The sequence below is a fragment of the Clostridium fessum genome (genome assembly GCF_003024715.1).
Taxonomy (GTDB): domain Bacteria; phylum Bacillota; class Clostridia; order Lachnospirales; family Lachnospiraceae; genus Otoolea; species Otoolea fessa.
This window is the reverse complement of record NZ_PYLO01000002.1, coordinates 801,599-818,977: the sequence shown is the minus strand read 5'-3', so window position 1 is coordinate 818,977 and position 17,379 is coordinate 801,599. Positions and strand designations below refer to the sequence as shown.

Annotated in this window: 17 protein-coding genes; all 17 read left to right on the top strand. The window is 42.9% G+C overall.

The features are described 5' to 3' along the window. Positions 1–4: 4 nt before the first annotated feature. Complete coding sequence (locus C7U56_RS08935; RefSeq protein ID WP_002304374.1) at positions 5–871, top strand: VirB6/TrbL-like conjugal transfer protein, CD1112 family; 867 nt, start codon at positions 5–7, stop codon at positions 869–871. 17 nt (positions 872–888) lie between these two features. Next, the gene (locus C7U56_RS08930; RefSeq protein ID WP_002304375.1) at positions 889–1,323 is read left to right on the top strand and encodes a PrgI family protein; all 435 of its coding nucleotides are present in this window, start codon (positions 889–891) and stop codon (positions 1,321–1,323) included. Further along, positions 1,283–3,670, top strand: a complete 2,388-nt coding sequence (locus C7U56_RS08925; RefSeq protein ID WP_107000945.1) for a VirB4-like conjugal transfer ATPase, CD1110 family — start codon at positions 1,283–1,285, stop codon at positions 3,668–3,670. Before C7U56_RS08930 ends, C7U56_RS08925 begins: the two co-directional genes overlap by 41 nt. Positions 3,671–3,673: 3 nt before the next feature. Next, entirely contained in the window at positions 3,674–5,410 is a 1,737-nt protein-coding gene (locus tag C7U56_RS08920) for a C40 family peptidase (protein WP_002304377.1), read from the top strand. A gap of 14 nt (positions 5,411–5,424) precedes the next feature. Continuing rightward, entirely contained in the window at positions 5,425–5,682 is a 258-nt protein-coding gene (locus tag C7U56_RS08915) for a DUF4315 family protein (RefSeq protein WP_002304378.1), read from the top strand. After that, positions 5,672–6,355 carry a DUF4366 domain-containing protein gene (locus C7U56_RS08910; RefSeq protein WP_002578950.1) on the top strand — a complete coding sequence of 228 codons (684 nt, stop codon included), beginning with the start codon at positions 5,672–5,674 and terminating at the stop codon, positions 6,353–6,355. Before C7U56_RS08915 ends, C7U56_RS08910 begins: the two co-directional genes overlap by 11 nt. 151 nt (positions 6,356–6,506) lie before the next feature. Beyond that, positions 6,507–7,739: an ATP-binding protein gene (locus C7U56_RS08905; protein WP_002304383.1), complete on the top strand. Its 1,233-nt coding sequence runs from the start codon at positions 6,507–6,509 to the stop codon at positions 7,737–7,739. 177 nt (positions 7,740–7,916) lie between these two features. Further along, complete coding sequence (locus tag C7U56_RS08900) at positions 7,917–9,368, top strand: DNA topoisomerase (RefSeq protein WP_107000944.1); 1,452 nt, start codon at positions 7,917–7,919, stop codon at positions 9,366–9,368. Further along, the gene (locus C7U56_RS08895) at positions 9,365–11,287 is read left to right on the top strand and encodes a recombinase family protein (RefSeq protein WP_107000943.1); all 1,923 of its coding nucleotides are present in this window, start codon (positions 9,365–9,367) and stop codon (positions 11,285–11,287) included. The genes C7U56_RS08900 and C7U56_RS08895 overlap by 4 nt, the downstream gene beginning before the upstream one ends. Further along, positions 11,284–11,667, top strand: a complete 384-nt coding sequence (locus C7U56_RS08890; RefSeq protein WP_005930786.1) for a TnpV protein — start codon at positions 11,284–11,286, stop codon at positions 11,665–11,667. The genes C7U56_RS08895 and C7U56_RS08890 overlap by 4 nt, the downstream gene beginning before the upstream one ends. 109 nt (positions 11,668–11,776) lie before the next feature. Further along, on the top strand, positions 11,777–12,025 hold the full coding sequence (locus tag C7U56_RS08885) for a hypothetical protein (protein WP_005930789.1): 249 nt from the start codon (positions 11,777–11,779) through the stop codon (positions 12,023–12,025). Further along, positions 12,003–12,293, top strand: a complete 291-nt coding sequence (locus C7U56_RS08880) for a hypothetical protein (protein ID WP_005930793.1) — start codon at positions 12,003–12,005, stop codon at positions 12,291–12,293. Before C7U56_RS08885 ends, C7U56_RS08880 begins: the two co-directional genes overlap by 23 nt. A gap of 264 nt (positions 12,294–12,557) precedes the next feature. Then, entirely contained in the window at positions 12,558–13,127 is a 570-nt protein-coding gene (locus C7U56_RS08875) for a DUF6560 family protein (protein ID WP_035393633.1), read from the top strand. 287 nt (positions 13,128–13,414) lie between these two features. After that, positions 13,415–14,164, top strand: coding sequence for a hypothetical protein (locus C7U56_RS08870; RefSeq protein ID WP_005930799.1), 750 nt, complete (start codon positions 13,415–13,417; stop codon positions 14,162–14,164). 387 nt (positions 14,165–14,551) lie between these two features. Next, on the top strand, positions 14,552–15,784 hold the full coding sequence (locus tag C7U56_RS08865; protein ID WP_025579931.1) for a plasmid recombination protein: 1,233 nt from the start codon (positions 14,552–14,554) through the stop codon (positions 15,782–15,784). Positions 15,785–15,951: 167 nt separating this feature from the next. After that, positions 15,952–16,461, top strand: coding sequence for a DUF5104 domain-containing protein (locus C7U56_RS08860; RefSeq protein WP_008394495.1), 510 nt, complete (start codon positions 15,952–15,954; stop codon positions 16,459–16,461). Positions 16,462–16,734: 273 nt separating this feature from the next. Continuing rightward, positions 16,735–17,205 carry a hypothetical protein gene (locus C7U56_RS08855; RefSeq protein WP_008394496.1) on the top strand — a complete coding sequence of 157 codons (471 nt, stop codon included), beginning with the start codon at positions 16,735–16,737 and terminating at the stop codon, positions 17,203–17,205. The last annotated feature ends 174 nt before the right edge of the window (positions 17,206–17,379 follow it).

Below are 17,379 nucleotides of genomic sequence, written 5' to 3'. Positions count from 1 at the left end.
GCCTTTGGACAGCATACTCCAACAGATCACAGACTGGCTGAAAGAAATGCTCGTTTCAGCTATTATGGGAAATCTGTCGGGGATGTTTGAGTCCGTCAACAACCAGGTTGGCGAGATAGCAACCTCCGTTGGCATGACCCCGGCGAATTTTTCGCCGGGTGTCTTTGCCATGGTACGAAACATCTCCGAGTCAGTGATTATCCCAATCGCAGGCTTGATTCTGACCTTCATTGCCTGTTATGAGCTAATTCAGATGATTATTGACCACAACAATCTGGCAAATTTTGAAACCTGGATCTTCTTCAAATGGGTGTTCAAGACTTTTGTTGCGGTCATGTTAATCACAAACACATTCAATATCACGATGGCTGTGTTTGATGTGACACAGCACGTTATAAACGCAAGCGCCGGTATCATATCCGGAAATACTGCCATAGATGCTTCGGCATTGGAAACAATGGAAGAAACGCTGATGGCAATGGATTTGGGTCCTTTGCTCGGCTTGTTCCTGCAATCCTTTATCGTGCAGGTCACGATGTCCGCTTTGGCAATCATCATCTTTGTGATCGTCTACGGTCGAATGATTGAAATTTATCTGATGGTCAGCCTTGCCCCGATTCCGCTTTCCACTTTTGGAAACAGAGAACAGAGCAATATCGGACAGAATTATCTGCGTTCGCTGTTTGCAATCGGATTCCAGGGATTCCTGATTATGATCTGCGTGGGCATTTATGCGGTGCTGATTCAGTCTATCGCATTCAGTGATGACATCATCGGTTCTATCTGGGGTGTTATGGGCTACACCGTCCTTTTGTGCTTCACCCTGTTTAAGACTGGTTCGCTTGCGAAGGGTGTATTCAGCGCTCACTAAGGGAAGGAGGAAATTGTTTGGCAGCGTATATTCCCGTACCTCGTGACCTGACGAGGGTAAAAACAAAAGTGTTCTTCAATCTGACGAAACGGCAGTTACTTTGCTTTGGTGCGGCGGCGCTCATCGGAGTGCCGATTTTCTTTCTGGTCAAAGCAACCGGAAATGTGAGCCTTGCAGCACTGTCCATGATGATCGTCATGTTACCGTTGTTCTTTCTGGCAATGTATGAAAAGGATAGTCAGCCGTTGGAAGTGGTTGTAGAACACTTCATTCAGACCAAATTCGTTCGTCCCAAGGTTCGCCCTTATCAGACGGACAACTATTATGACGCTTTGATGCGTCAGTACAAACTGGAAAAGGAGGTTGAACGAATTGTTTTTCAAAAAGAAGCCACAGGCAAGAAACATCAAAATGCCTGCAAATCTGAATCGGAAGCAGCAGCGAGAAATTAAAGCTGTTGTGGAACGGGCAAAGAAGGACAACGGTATTCCGCAGACTGCACAGCAGTCCATTCCCTTTCAGAGAATGTTCCCGGATGGCATCTGCCGTGTCACTGACAGTTATTACACCAAGACCATTCAGTTTCAGGACATCAACTATCAGCTGGCACAGCAGGAAGATAAGACTGCCATCTTCGATGAGTGGTGCAGTTTCCTGAATTTCTTTGACAGCTCCATTCACTTTGAGCTTTCCTTTATGAACCTGAGTACCGATGCTGAAAGCTTTGAAAAGAGTATCCGTATCCCGTTCAAGAAGGACAGCTTCAATCCCGTCCGTGCCGAGTATAGCCAGATGCTGAAAAAGCAGTTGGCGCAGGGCAACAACGGCTTGACCAAAACCAAGTACCTGACATTCGGCATTGAAGCCGAATCCATGCGGCAGGCAAAGCCGAGACTCAACCATATCGAAAACGATCTGCTCAATAACTTTCGGCGTTTGGGTGTCATTGCCACTACCATGAACGGCAAAGAGCGGCTGCATCTGATGCACTCTATGTTCCACATGGGTGATAATGATAAGTTCTTCTTCGATTGGAAGTATCTTGTGGAATCCGGGCTGTCCGTAAAGGACTTCATTGCTCCGACGGCGTTTGCCTTTAAGACCAACCGCACCTTCCAGATGGGCAGTATCTTCGGTTCGATGTCTTATCTGGCAATTACGGCATCAGACCTGTCTGATCGTATGCTGGCGGATTTTCTGGATATGGAATCCACGCAGATCGTGACCATGCACATCCAGTCGGTTGACCAGACTGCGGCGATTAAGACCATCAAGAGAATCATCACCGAGCTTGACCGTTCCAAAATCGAGGAACAGAAAAAGGCTGTGCGTTCTGGCTATGACATGGACATTATCCCATCTGACCTTGCTACCTATGGTAAAGATGCGAAGTCACTTCTGAAAGAATTGCAGAGCCAGAATGAGCGAATGTTCATGGTGACATTTCTGGTGCTGAACACCGGGCGCACCGAGCAGGAACTGGAGAACAATGTGTTCCAGGCACAGAGCATCGCCCAGAAGCATAACTGCAATCTGCGTCGTTTGGATTTTCAGCAGGAATCCGGACTGATGAGCAGCCTGCCTTTGGCACAAAACCTGATTGAGATTCGTCGTGGCCTGACTACCAGTTCCACGGCTATTTTTGTGCCTTTCACCACGCAGGAGCTGTTCCAGAATGGTGGAGAAACGCTCTATTACGGGCTGAATGCTCTGTCGAACAACCTTATCATGGTGGACAGAAAGAAGCTCAAGAACCCCAACGGACTGATTCTGGGTACTCCCGGTTCCGGTAAATCCTTTTCCGCAAAGCGTGAAATCACCAATGCGTTCCTGGTTACGGATGACGATATTATCATCTGCGACCCCGAAGCGGAATATGCGGCTCTGGTTCACAAGTTCAATGGTCAGGTGGTAAAAATCAGCTCCTCCAGTACCAACTATATCAACCCTATGGACATCAACCTGAACTACTCTGAGGATGACAACCCGGTAGCACTGAAAGCTGATTTTATCCTGTCCCTCTGTGAGTTGATTATGGGCAGTAAGGATGGCTTGCAGCCTATCGAAAAGACGGTTATCGACCGTTGTGTGCATCAGATTTACCAGAGATATTTCGACAATCCTGCCCCTGAGAATATGCCGATCCTTGAGGATTTGTATGATGCCCTTCTGAAACAGGACGAAAAGGAAGCCCACCATGTAGCGACCGCCTTGGAAATCTATGTTAAGGGTTCTCTGAAACTGTTTAACAACAGAACCAATGTGGATATTCAGAATCGTCTGGTGTGCTTCGACATTAAGGAGCTGGGCAATCAGCTGAAAAAAATCGGTATGCTGATCGTTCAGGATCAGGTCTGGGGGCGTGTAACTGCCAACCGTTCTGCCGGTAAATCGACCAGATATTATATTGACGAGTTCCATCTGCTTCTGAAGGAAGAACAGACGGCAACCTATTCCGTAGAAATCTGGAAGCGATTCCGTAAATGGGGCGGCTTGCCGACCGGTATTACTCAGAATGTCAAAGACCTGCTTCGTTCCCCGGAGATTGTCAACATCCTCGAAAACTCTGATTTCATCTATATGCTGAATCAGGCAAGCGATGACCGAAGTATTCTGGCACAGCGGTTGAACATTTCGCCGCATCAGCTGTCCTATGTAACCAACTCCGGTGAGGGCGAAGGACTTCTGTTCTATGGCAATGTGATTCTGCCGTTCATTGACCGATTCCCGACAGATCTGGAACTGTATCGCATTATGACCACGAAGTTAAACGAGGTGGCACAGGAAAAGGAGGCGTAATGTATGGCGAAAAGACCTACACGACTCCGTTTTACCGAAGATGACCTTGCAGATTCTCATGTGAAGAAAGCTGCCGACCGTGCAGATAAGGCGGTTGATAGGGCTGAAAAAGCGGCAGACAAATTGGCTTCTAAAAAGGCAAAGCCGAAGCTAAAGCTGGAAACAGATGCAGCCGGTTCCCGTAAAGCAAAGCTCCGTTTTGAAAAAGCGGAGTTTACGGAAATCGAGCGCCCATCTGTGGCAAAGCACATGGCAAGCCGTGGTGCCGCAGTCACGCTCACATCCAAAGCACATCGGGCGGTGTCAGAATATGAGGATGATAATATCGGCGTTCAGGCTGTGCAGGAAACGACCAAGGCTGTTGAATCCACTGTCTATACCGTCGATCATGCCGTTTACAGTCACAAGCTGAAAGCCTACGACAAGGCGGAAAAGCTGGTTGAGAAGTCAGATAAAGCAAATGTAAATGCCCTGTATGAGAAGTTCAAAAAGGACAACCCCGATGCCGGTTCCAATCCCTTTTCCCGTTGGCAACAGAAAAGGGCAATCAAGAAAGAATATGCTGCCGCCAAAGCCGGTAAGAATACCGCTTCGACAACGGCTTCTGCATCTAAGGGTGCAGGCAAGGCAACGGGCAAAGCAGCTCAGGGAGCCAAGAACATCACAGAAAGAGTAACGGAGTTCTGCACCACACACTCTAAAACGATTCTGTTTGTTTTGATTGCCGGACTGCTTTTTATGATACTCTCAGGGATGTTCTCGTCTTGTTCGGCTATGTTCCAAGGCGGCACACAGATCATTCTGGGAACTTCTTTTACTGCAAAAGAGGAAGATATTATTGGTGCGGACAATGATTACAAGGCTTTGGAAGCTGCGCTCCGCAATAAAATCAATAATATCGAGCGTACTCATAGCGGATATGACGAGTACCGGTATGACCTTGATGAAATCAACCACAATCCTTATGAGCTGGCGGCGTATTTGACGGTGAAGTTTGAGGATTACACCAGAGATGAGGTGCAGGCTACCCTGCAATGGCTATTTGAGCAACAATATGAGCTGACCCTGACGGAAGTAGTAGAGATTCGTACACGAACAACATCTTCTACTGATCCCGAAACGGGAGAGACAACAACAGAGGAAGAAGATTACGAATATTATATTCTGAATGTGAAGCTCAGAAATAAGGGCTTGAACAGTGTGATTTCAAATTCCGGCTTGTCGGAAGATGATATGGAGCGATATAGAATTTTGCTTCAGACAAGGGGCAACAGACCGGATATTTTCGGAAATGACATTTACGCCACCCCTGGCGGCGAGTACACCGATTATGATATTCCGGGCGAAGCGCTGACAGACACAAGATTTGCCAATATGATTCGGGAAGCTGAAAAATATCTGGGATACCCGTATGTGTGGGGCGGCAGCAGCCCGTCTACCTCCTTTGACTGCTCCGGATTTGTTTCCTATGTAATCAATCACTGCGGAAACGGTTGGAGTGTTGGTCGTTTGACCGCAAACGGTTTGATGGGCGTATGCGACATTATCCCGAAAAGCTCTGCCAAACCGGGAGATTTGATTTTCTTCCAAGGCACTTATGATACCTCCGGTGCATCACACGTTGGTATCTATGTTGGCAATGGTATGATGATCCACTGCGGAAACCCCATTTCCTACGCTTCTATCGAATCGAATTACTGGCAACAGCATTTTTACTGCTTCGGCAGAATCAGAAACTAAAGGAGGGATGGCGATTGAGTGCCAAGTTAGACAGAATAGGTGCAGACCTTGAAAAAGCCCGTAAGAAACGGGCAGAATGGGATGCTAAGGTGAAAGACCTGGAACGCAGATACCGTGAGGAGGAAAATTCCGAAATCCATGAGATGGTTCATGCTGCGAACCTGAATCCCGAACAGCTTTCCGAGCTGCTCCGTATGTTTGCTGCGGATATGGCTCCGAAGCCTGATACGATCAATACTATGAATGAGGAGGAAACGCAGAATGAGATTTAAGAAAATTGGAGCCGCATTGCTGGCGTGTGCAATGTGTTTTGGCGTGTTTTCTACAACGGCATTTGCCTATGTAGATGAAAGCGTAGCGACTGAAGAACCTGCGGTCGAAGAAAAAGTTCCCGAAACAGAGCCGGAGGAGCCGATGCTACCGCTTACTCCCGACGGCAATCTGACTTTGGTTGATGACGCTGGCTCGCCTACGAAAAGCGGAAAGCAGTTCATTACCGCTGTAACCAAAAACGGAAACTACTTCTATATCATCATTGACCGTGATGATAAGGGCGAGGAAACCGTGCATTTTCTGAATCAGGTGGATGAAGCCGACCTGCTCAAGCTGATGGACGAGGAAGAAGTTGCAGAGTTCACCAAGCCGGTTGAGGAAACAAAGCCGGAAGTAGTTGAAACAGTTCCTGAAATTACAGAACCGACACCGGAGGAAAAGCCGAAATCCACAAATATGCTCCCGGCGATTCTTACTCTGATTGTGCTTGCCTGTGGTGGTGGATTCTTCGTATTTAAGAAAGTCCAGGAAAAGAAGAAGGCACAGGAAGCGGCAAAGCCTGACCCAGATGCTGATTATGTGGACGATGACGAGGACTATGGGTACGATCCGGAGTTTGAGGACGACGATGAAGATAGCTCCGTCGATGAAGATGATAATGAACCTGTGTAAACAGGATAGGCTTGATGCCTGGGGCAGCCTTCGGGTTGCCTTTACATAGTTTCCGCTTTCAAAAAATAAAAAAATTTGCGTTTTTGAAAGTGACATCTTGCATATACTATTAGCAGACAGTATAATAAGTACAGCGAAGCGGTTTCGAGAAATGAAAAAACTTCAATTTTTGAAAGCGGGTGACTATATGAAAACAATCACGAGAGCAAAATATCTCGATAGAATCATTGAACTGAATGGTACTCCTGACATCAAGATCATCACGGGCATTCGTCGATCTGGTAAGTCCAAATTGATGCAGGCGTATATTGCGTATCTGAAAAGCAATTTTGAAAACATCAATATTATCTTCATCGACTTCATGGATTTGGCGTATGAAGAAATCAAGGAATACCATGCCTTACACGCCTATGTGGAAGAACATTATCAGGAAGGAAAAACGAACTACCTGTTTGTAGACGAGGTTCAGATGTGTCCCAAGTTTGAGTTGGCAATCAATAGCCTGTACTCTAAGGGAAAATACGACATCTATGTAACAGGCTCTAATGCTTTCCTGTTGAGTGCAGATCTGGCAACTCTGTTTACCGGACGCTATATTGAAATTCATGTGTTTCCTTTCAGCTTCCAGGAATATTGCCAGTATTATGATGATATTAGTGACAAAGATAAGCTCTTTGATGAGTACGCTATCAAGGGCGGTTTAGCAGGTTCCTATGCTTATAGAACCGAAAAAGACAGAACAAACTATATCAAAGAGGTCTACGAAACGATTGTTACAAGGGATTTGGTACAGAAATATACTCTCCCGGACACTTTGGTTTTACAACGTCTGAGCGAGTTCCTTATGGATAATATCAGCAACCTGACTTCTCCGAATAAGGTCAGTCAGCTACTGACAGCAAATGAGACTCCAACCAATCATGTAACCGTCGGCAAGTACATTAAGTATTTGTGCAATGCTTTTGTATTTTATGATATTAAGAGATATGACATCCGAGGTAAGAAATACCTTGAAAGCTCTGAAAAGTTCTATTTGTGTGACAGCGGTATTCGATATGCAATACTGGGAAGCAGAAATATAGACTATGGCAGAGTATATGAAAACGTTGTTTGTATCGAGCTTCTTCGCCGTGGATATGATGTCTATGTCGGCAAGCTCTATCAAAAGGAAATCGACTTTGTTGCTCAGAGAGGTAGCGAAAAGATTTATATTCAGGTCAGCGACAACATTTCCGGGCAGGAAACATTTGAGAGAGAATGCTCTCCTCTGCTTCAGATTCGAGACGCTTATCCGAAAATGATTATTGCCAGAACCAAACATCCCCAATATAGCTATGAAGGAATCGAAATTCACGATATAGCCGATTGGTTGCTACAAGAATAAGCAAGGTGAAATATCTCCGTCATTCTCTTTTGAAATGATGGAGATATTTTTATTATGACGGAGATTGTAGAACAGAAAATTGTATCAGGTTGCAAAAATCCTTTCCGAACTTTTTACATAGCAGTCATGCACTACGGTGTGTGGCTGCTTATTTTTTTGTGAAAGGAGCAGATGCAAATGAAATTAGTTTTGGCTGAAAAGCCTTCGGTTGCACAGAGTATTGCCAAAGTGTTAGGTGCTGCCAAGCGTGAGGATGGCTACTTAGAGGGAAACGGATATGTGGTCAGCTGGTGTGTAGGGCATTTGGTGGAGCTGGCACAGCCGGAAGTCTATGATGCGAAGTACAGCAAATGGGCTTATGCAGACCTTCCTATCTTCCCGATGGACTGGCAGTATGAGGTTTCTGCCGGTACGAAAAAACAGTTTGGGATTCTGAAAAAGCTCATGGCCAGAGAAGATGTTGCGAGTCTTGTGTGTGCAACAGATGCCGGTCGTGAGGGCGAGCTGATCTTTCGGTTGGTGTACCACAAAGCCGGGTGCAGAAAGCCGTTTGAGCGGCTTTGGATTTCCTCGATGGAAGATGTAGCAATCAAGGAGGGCTTTGAAAATCTCAGGTCTGGAACGGAATATGATGCTTTGTATGAAGCAGCACTGTGTCGAGAACGAGCCGACTGGATTGTTGGTATTAACGCTACTCGACTTTTTTCGACCCTTTACGGGCAGACCCTGAATGTTGGTCGTGTTATGACCCCTACCCTTGCTATGGCTGTTATGCGAGAAGCTGCCATTTCCGCATTCAAGCCTGAACTGTTCTACACAGTTCAGATTGGATTGGATGGTTTTACGGCTGCAAGCGAACGCTTCAAAACCAAGGCAGCAGCCGAAGCTGTCAAACAAAGCTGTTCGGTGGCAATCGTTCAGAAAGCTGAATGTAAGGAGAAAACAGAAAAGCCGCCTGCGCTCTATGACCTGACCAGTTTACAGAGAGAAGCCAACCGTGTGCTTGGCTACACGGCACAGCAGACCTTGGACTACACGCAGAACCTCTATGAAAAGAAACTGGTCACTTATCCCCGTACCGACAGCAGGTTTCTGACGGAAGATATGGCACATAGCCTGACCGACCTCGTAAAGCTGGCTTTCCACACATTCCCCGTGGAGGATGTGGATAACATACCAGTTCATGCAGAGCAGGTTGTGAATAACAAAAAGGTCACAGATCACCATGCCATCATTCCGACCAGAGAATTGCAGAAATGCAATCTGAGCGAACTTCCCAAGGGTGAACTTGCAATTTTGCAACTGATCTCGAATCGGTTGTGCGTAGCTGTTGGCGATCCGCACCGATACGCAGAGACAGTTATTGAGCTGGACTGTGGCGGTACCGTGTTTTCCACCAAAGGCAAAACTGTTGTGCAGGATGGATGGAAAGCTCTGGTTCAGAAAAATGATTCGACAAAATCCGACGAAAACGTGCAGACACTCCCTTCTGTTTCCGTTGGTGACGAAATGACCGTCAGCGGCACGGAAATCAAGGAAGGGAAAACATCTCCCCCTAAACACTTTACCGATGTGATATTTTGTGAGCGTAAGGAGTGGATAGGAATTGAAGAAAGGAGTTCAGCATGAGAAGAAAAAAAGATAAAAGCAATGGCATTACTGCTTTGTATGAAAGACTGTCTCGTGATGATGATAATGCTGGAGAGAGTAACAGTATAGTTCATCAAAAGCAAATGCTTGAAGATTATGCTATGAAACATGGTTTTACGAATCTTGTTCATTTTACCGATGATGGTTGGAGTGGAGCGACCTTTGACAGACCTTCATGGAACAGACTTGTTGAAGGTGTTAAAAACGGAGAAATCACTGCCTGTATCTGCAAAGATATGTCCAGAATCGGCAGAGACCATTTGCAAGTAGGTTTTTTCACTGACATTCTGTTTAGAGAAAAGGAAGTTCGATTTATAGCAATCAATAATGGTATTGACAGTGACCGTCAAGAAACCAGTGAGTTTGCCCCTTTTCTGAATATCATGAATGAGTGGTTTGTCAGGGACACAAGTAAGAAAATTAAAGCTGTACTGAAATCCAGAGGTTCTTCCGGCAACGCTCATACAAGTAATATCCCACCATACGGCTATTTGAAAGACCCCGAAAACCCCGACCATTGGATTATTGATGAAGAAGCTGCTGAAGTAGTCCGCAGAATTTATCGCATGACTATTGAGGGAAAAGGACCTTATCAGATAGCAAGAGAACTTTCAGAAGAAAAAATTGAAAGACCATCTTATTATCTTGGCAAAAAGGGACTTGGAAATCATGCAAGCAACTATGACAAAGAAAATCCGTATATGTGGCGAGGAAATCAGGTTACTACTCTGATTGCCCGACCAGAGTATATCGGAAAGACTGTCAACTTCAGGACATTCAAAAATTCCTATAAGGACAAAAAGACGAAAAGGGCAGATAAGGAAGATTGGGTGGTTTTTGATGATACACAAGAGCCTATTGTCGATGAAGAAACATGGCTGCTTGCTCAAAAGTTAAGACAGAATGTAAGAAAAGCAGATCCTATGGGCGAGCCTAATGTTCTGACCGGAAAGATTTACTGTGCTGATTGTGGTGCGCCGATGTATAATCACAGGCAGCGGAAAGGGCGAGAAAGAATATACTATACTGCCAAAGGCGAAAAAAGGACAAGTTATTCCAATCCGGCAGATTGTTATGAATGTTCCACATATAATCTTGCTTATCAGAAGTATGACCGACATTGTACTTGCCACCATATTTCAACAAAAGCACTTAAAAGCATCATTCTGAAAACCATACAGGAGACTTGCCATTATGTTTCTTTGAATGAGCGGGAGTTTGTTTATTCTCTGCAAGAAGAATCGGCGATGAAAGATATTGCTGTTTCTGAAACTGTAAAAAACCGCATTGAAAGAAATCAGAAGCGAGTTCACGAACTGGATATGCTTATCAGGAAAATCTATGAAGATAATGTGATTGGAAGATTGCCGGACAGACTTTTTCAGAGTATGCTTACTGATTATGAAAATGAGCAGAACGAGCTGAACAAGATTATTGAGACTGACACCGCTGATATGCAACGGATTATAGGCGGTCAAAATAATGTGGAGCGTTTTCTAAAGCTGGTTAAAAAGTATGAGAATATTACAGAACTTACTCCTGCCATGATAAATGAATTTATCGACAAAATTCTGGTTCACGAGCCACAAGGAAAAGGTGCAGACCGCACCACAGAGGTGGAGATATATCTTAACTATGTCGGGCAATTTCAAGTACCTGTGGAGCAGCATGAACCAACAGAGGAAGAAAGGATTGCTGCTGAAAAAGAGGCGGAACGACTTCGCAGAAAACGAGAATCCAATCGTAAGTATATGAAAAAGATTCGTGAGAAATCAAAAGAATTTGCGGAGCATGAGCGTATAGCAGAAGAAAAAAGTTCTGATAGCAATGTGTGTGTTGAACAGAACGTCACAAGCAAATCAAAGCGGCAAAAAGTGAAAGGAGAAAAAATAGCATGACAGAATTGAAATCACGAATCCATGACAAAAGCAACGGTCTGGACTATGTTCTTGTGGGCGATTACTATGTGCCGGACTTGAAGCTACCGGAGGAACACCGCCCTATCGGTATGTGGGGCAGACTGCACAGGACATATTTGGAGCAGTACCGCCCTACAAGGTTCTCTGCCCTCTGTTTATCCGGCGAACTGCATACTTACCTTGCTGACCTGGACGAACAGGCAACGGAAAGGTGCAGCCTTATCATTGAGCAGATGAAACAAGCCGAGGGCGTGACCGAAACCATGAAAGCAGACAATCAGATGTTGTGGGTACAGTCCATGAACTCTATCCGTAACCGAGCCGAAGAAATCATCAGACAGGAAATGATTTACTGCTGATTTTATCAAGTCCAAAACCAACAAATTTGTATCGTAAACGAAGCGACAGGTATTTCCTTATGAAGTGTCTGTCGCTTTTCATTTATCAAACTTTAAGGAGGAAAACACAATGAAGATGAACCGGAATGAAATGGAAGCCCTTTATGCCTTTGGCTGTCCGAACCTGAAAGCAACTGTCGAGCGTTTGCGTATGGTAGCTGCCCTTGCACCCGATCCAGTGGCGAAGAAGCTGTTTTATATGCTTTCCGTCAAGCTGAGTGCTGAGGGTGTTGAAAGGTGGTATCGCTGCTTTTACTGCAAGCTGCGTGTGTTGAAAAACCATAGGGAGGGCTGCTATGACGAGACTGACGAAGATTGAGAAAGAAACAATCGTTCTCTTTAATGAGGGCGAGGACAAGGCAAATATCTACACCCACAACGCCGGATTGAAAAAGAGGTTGGCTGCTTTTGCTAAGAAGTACCCTGACCTTTGCCGACTGGAAAAATCCAATGTTCAAGGCGGTGTTTCTTATGAGCTGGCAAAGTCCCGTCTGTCTATCCGTTTCCTGCCGCCTTACAGTGAGGAACGCAGACAGAAAGCCAGCGAATATGCGAAAAAGCATGGGCTGAACAGCCAGCAGGGATAATGTGATAATCAGGGCTGATATGCGGTTAAAATGTCAGGTGCAGACCTGATGTTTTGACCGTTGCCTATCGCCTGTGAGGAAAGTATCGGGGACTATGGATTTTGCGGAAATGTGCGTTACAAGGCTTGAACAGGAACTCTGTACACAAAATTTTTTCTTCCATTCTTTAAGTTGATGAAGTATAATGAGATATGAAAAATTGAGGTTTTTAATACTCGATTTCAAACAATCATTTTTATATAGCTGGAACTATGGAGGGCAAAAATGAATAATTTTTTACGAATGTGTTTGAATATAATTACACAAATAGGTCCCTATTTAGTTGTACTTCTTCTTTTGAAATATCTTGTAAATCTTCAACAAAAGAGAGCTAAAGAACGAGAGGAAGAACAGAAAAAGGGAATAATTAGGACGCATTATATAATAAAAACCGAAAAAGTACTTACTATGTTTTTTGTATTGGCGGTGTTTCTTTTTGGGGGAGCTACGGTAGCCAGTGCTATTCAACAAGATGATTTATTGCCACCAATTGGTTTTAGTATTTTCTTTATTGTTTCTTTAATCGGCTCATTGAACATGATTATGTGGAAACTGGAAGTGAACGGAGATGAAATCACATGGCGTTCAACTTTTGGAAGAAAGAGAACTTTTCACTTTGAAGATATTACCTATTGCGAGAGAAAGAAAGGTTCTATGCGTGTATATGTAAATGGAGAAAAATTATTTACCATTGATAGTAATATTGACAAAGAAGAATTTATGGAGGACATAAAAAGAAGAAGAATCCCTGTAAAATCTTACTGGGCAAATCAGCATAAGAAAAATCGTAAATGACATAGATTTTATAACAGTACGATGTTAGACAACTGAATATGACCGTCAAGGTCAGATGAAGAAACCGATGTATTGAGCGTAAAGCGATCATGCGTCGGTTTTTCTTATTTCATGAGCTGACAGAATTCCGACTGTATATCACCCGTGAGGAAAGTATCGGGGACTATGGATTTTGCAGAAATGTGCGTTACAGGTAAGTAAAAAAACTACTTGATAGAGTGTAAATTGAATTGTTCATATCGGTATGATATAATTTACTGAAATGAAGCAAGAAGGTGGACTTTTGTATGAAAAAATTTTTGAAAATATTGCTAATCGTTATAGGAATAGTTTTTTTGATTTTTGCAGCGCTGATATGTATTGGACTGTTTGTTGATTATGATGACCATATTGAAAATGGTCGTTATACTTATGTTCCGGAAGAAGAAAACAAAGGAAATGAGTATATCGAGTTTAAGTTGACAGATAATGGAAAAGACGATTCTAAACTTACATATTATAATTCTATCGAAGAAGCTATTTTGAATTCCCCCTTAAAAGCAGAACATGAAGATTTATCAGCTCCAGAAGATTTTCTTAATCATGTTGATGAAATATTGCATATATGGAATGGCAAACAGTATGATACGATTTTCTATCGAGCAGGAAGTGATAACGATCCCGTTCAAGGTTTTGTGATTGCACGCTGCAAAAAACAGATAGAAAATGAAAGTACACAATATGCGTTTGTAAATGCCACACCATCTGCCACTACACCAGATACCACTTATGGGGGAGACTTCAAAAAATTTATCCATTTATCTTTAACAATAAGTGATATTCAACAAGACTTAAATCCAAATTATCCAGATACCAGATTCGTTTTTGGCTATGCACATGATAAAGAAATTTACTCATTAGAAGTAGAGGGTCAAAAGCCAGATGGAATTATAGAATATGAAGAATATGGTAGAACGATGTATATGTGGTATTATAACGATTTGGAAAGCAATAAAAGAGGCGATTGTCTGAGCTACTCAGTAGATGTGCCAGAATAATTTTTCAAATTGGCTAATCCGCCACAACTGAATATGACCGTTAAGGTCAGATGAAGAAACCGATGTATTGAGCGTAAAGCGATCATGCGTCGGTTTTTCTTTTTGCAAAATAGTCCGGTGGACTGTTTTGCAAAACCGAAGGAACTGACAGAGCTTGAGACGGGGCGAAGTCAGTTTGTTCGGGCGGGAGTACAGAGGGTGCAACCCTTTGTGCATGGGTACAGGGAATGCAATACCCCTGTGCAGGTCAAGGGCGGCAGCCTTGCCCAGTTAAGTGGCGTTTCGCCACTTAGTACTGGGTATTACTTGACGCAGAAAGCCGCAAGGAATCAGCTTCGCTGCCCTTCTCCCCTGTCGGGGAAATCAAAAAGAAAAGGAGGAACTCATGTGAAATTAACAAGGCACAATGGACGAGCTGGAAAGAATGGCGTTTATAATCCGAAGCACAATGACCGCAGTTTTGACATTGCCAACAGCGAACACATTGACGAAGAACGAGCCAAACAAAATCTCTATTGGGACTGTTACAATGGCTTCCGCAATTTCAAAAATCCCGATAAGGAAAATGAGCTGTCTGCCACTTTTGAAGATGTGGAACAGCTTTTTTATCGTCAGCGGTATCGTGATTTTGTAACCGGACAGAACGAAAGAAATGTGAAGAACCGACACCCTGAAAGGAATAAGGAAACCGGTGATTTGCTCAAAAGCAAAAAGACCTGTCCAGAGGAAACGGTCTATCAGATTGGAACACTTGATAATCATGTTCCACCGGAACTGCTCATTGAGATTGTCACAGAATTTATGGAAATCGTAAATGAGCGTTTCGGCTCTCATGTCCATATCCTGAATTGGGCGCTGCACTTGGATGAAAGCACCCCTCATATTCACGAGCGTCATGTGTTCGACTGTGAAAATCAATATGGGGAGATTGCCCCACAACAGGAAAAGGCTTTGGAAGCACTGGGATTTGAACTGCCGGAACCGGAGAAGCCTGTCGGAAGAAAAAATAACCGCAAGATGACTTTCGATTCAGCCTGCCGAGTGTTGCTGTTCGATGTGGCGAAAAAGCATGGCTTACAACTGGAAGAAGAACCCGAATATGGTGGTCGTGCTTATCTGGAAAAACAGGACTATATTCTTTTCAAGCAAAAGGAGCAACTGGCAGCACAGGAGCAAAAGTTGGAAGAACTCACGATGAAGATTGAAGATGTGGAAGCTCTGGTGGACGAGGTTGCCGATATTGCCTATGACAAGGCGGTTGAGGTCGTTGCTGATACTGTAAAACTGGAAACGCACAAGGAGGATATTAAGCTGGTGGAGCAGTCTAAAGCGTGGGTTCTCTCCCCTGAGCGTAAGGCTTCAAAGAAAGAAGTTGAGTATGCAGTGAAACGATTGGATGGCGTGATTGCCAGAATCACAAACGCTATGAAATCAACCATTCAGAAAATCCAAACCACGCTGATGAAACCGGAGGTCAAAAAAGCCGGAACGGAGCAAATCAAGAAGAAAGCTAAAAGTTCCATTATAGAGCAGTTGAGCCGCAAAAAGAAAGAAATAGCAGAGCGTGAAGTCAGCCGGACGGATCAGGCAAAAAGCAAAAAACAGGATATGGAACTCTAAAGCACTTGCTGTTTTCACTTTGAAAATGACAGGTGCTTTTGCTTTAGGGAGTAAGAAAATATCTTCCATTCTTTAGGTTGATGAAGTATAATGATAGTAAGAAATTTTTTGTAATGACCTTAATCCAATAAGTGATTTTGCAATTATTCAGTAAAGGATGTAATTATATGAAAAAAGTATTGTTGCTTTCCAGTGTGATTATTATACTCGGTTTAACAGGCTGCTCTAACAAATATTTCAATGACTGGTTTAGCTCTGAACAAAATGAAACGGATAAGATGTGTCAACAAATTATCGAGGCATGTAAGCAACAGGATTCAGAGAAACTAAAATCTCTATTTTCCGAAGAAAGCAAAAAGAACATTGAGAATTTAGACACTGAAATCTCTGCTTTTTTCGATTATATTGAGGGCAGTATCCAAAGGTTTGAGGGCGATTGTGCATCATCAAGTGAAAGCAACTATGGTAAAAGGAAAACGGAATTGGATGGTATGTATCTCATATTGACAGAGAAGGAAAGGTATTGTATGAATTTTTATATGTATAGTCAGGATGATGAAAATGCCCAAAATGTGGGGATATATAAAATTGAAATTGCATTGGAGAGCGAAGTGGCTGAGGATAATTTTATATGGGATAATCCCCCAAACGGTATTTTTGTTGGAGGACAAAATTGATTTTTGTTATGAGAGAACATTAAAGTATAAATTTCGGATGGTATAAGAAAAACTGACTACAATTAAATCTTCACAGCTTTACTAAGCAGGAAATCTGAAAAGTTCTCCTGCTTTTTTGCACTCAAAATAGAATGTGGAACTCTAAGACACTTGCTGTCTTCGTTTTGAAAATGACAGGTGCTTTTGCTTTGGGAGGCAAGAAAAAATCTTCCATTCTTTAGGTTGATGAAGTATAATGTAAGCAACAAACTTGAAGTTTAAGGGGATGATATTATGGATTTTGCTATATTTAGATTGTTTATAAGAGTTTCATTATTTGTTATAGCGTTAATTGCTTGCATTATCTATCTAATTAAAAAAAGAAAACTTATCTATTCGATATTTTTTGATAAAGAAGCGATAAAAAAAGAATATACTGGAAAAAATGATATAATATTTCTTCGATTGGCTAATACCATTCTTGTTATAGTAGCTATTCTTTTAATCTTATATTTGAAAGATTTTGTTTTAGATATGCCTTACATCATAAACAAACAGTATAGTTATGCAGAAGGATATGTAACTGAACAATCTCATGGTGGTGCAGATATATCTTCTGAAAGAAGAAGTGTTTTTCTATATGATAAAGTTAAAGATGATGAAATCGAAATCACAGTATTTTCAAGGTATATTGATAAAAATACTTATTTAAAGGTACAATATCTTCCGCATACGAAATATGGTGCTATTGTAGAAATTAAATAATTCATTCTAAAAAGAAAATTTCCAGTTTGTATAACTGGCAACCCAACCACAATTAAATCTTCACAGCTTTGCTAAGCAGGAAATCTGAAAAGGTCTCCTGCTTTTTTGCACCTAAAATTAAATATGGAACTCTAAGGCACTTGCTGTTTTCGTTTTGAAAATGACAGGTGCTTT

Excerpts from the sequence above, each read along its gene's own strand:
- C7U56_RS08880 (WP_005930793.1), top strand. The coding sequence starts at position 12,003 with ATGACGAGACTGACGAAGATTGAGAAAGAAACAATCGTTCTCTTTAAT.
- C7U56_RS08855 (WP_008394496.1), top strand. The coding sequence starts at position 16,735 with ATGGATTTTGCTATATTTAGATTGTTTATAAGAGTTTCATTATTTGTT.
- C7U56_RS08905 (WP_002304383.1), top strand. The coding sequence starts at position 6,507 with ATGAAAAAACTTCAATTTTTGAAAGCGGGTGACTATATGAAAACAATC.
- C7U56_RS08910 (WP_002578950.1), top strand. The coding sequence starts at position 5,672 with ATGAGATTTAAGAAAATTGGAGCCGCATTGCTGGCGTGTGCAATGTGT.
- C7U56_RS08925 (WP_107000945.1), top strand. The coding sequence starts at position 1,283 with ATGCCTGCAAATCTGAATCGGAAGCAGCAGCGAGAAATTAAAGCTGTT.
- C7U56_RS08895 (WP_107000943.1), top strand. The coding sequence starts at position 9,365 with ATGAGAAGAAAAAAAGATAAAAGCAATGGCATTACTGCTTTGTATGAA.
- C7U56_RS08900 (WP_107000944.1), top strand. The coding sequence starts at position 7,917 with ATGAAATTAGTTTTGGCTGAAAAGCCTTCGGTTGCACAGAGTATTGCC.
- C7U56_RS08870 (WP_005930799.1), top strand. The coding sequence starts at position 13,415 with ATGAAAAAATTTTTGAAAATATTGCTAATCGTTATAGGAATAGTTTTT.
- C7U56_RS08860 (WP_008394495.1), top strand. The coding sequence starts at position 15,952 with ATGAAAAAAGTATTGTTGCTTTCCAGTGTGATTATTATACTCGGTTTA.
- C7U56_RS08885 (WP_005930789.1), top strand. The coding sequence starts at position 11,777 with ATGAAGATGAACCGGAATGAAATGGAAGCCCTTTATGCCTTTGGCTGT.
- C7U56_RS08920 (WP_002304377.1), top strand. The coding sequence starts at position 3,674 with ATGGCGAAAAGACCTACACGACTCCGTTTTACCGAAGATGACCTTGCA.
- C7U56_RS08890 (WP_005930786.1), top strand. The coding sequence starts at position 11,284 with ATGACAGAATTGAAATCACGAATCCATGACAAAAGCAACGGTCTGGAC.
- C7U56_RS08875 (WP_035393633.1), top strand. The coding sequence starts at position 12,558 with ATGAATAATTTTTTACGAATGTGTTTGAATATAATTACACAAATAGGT.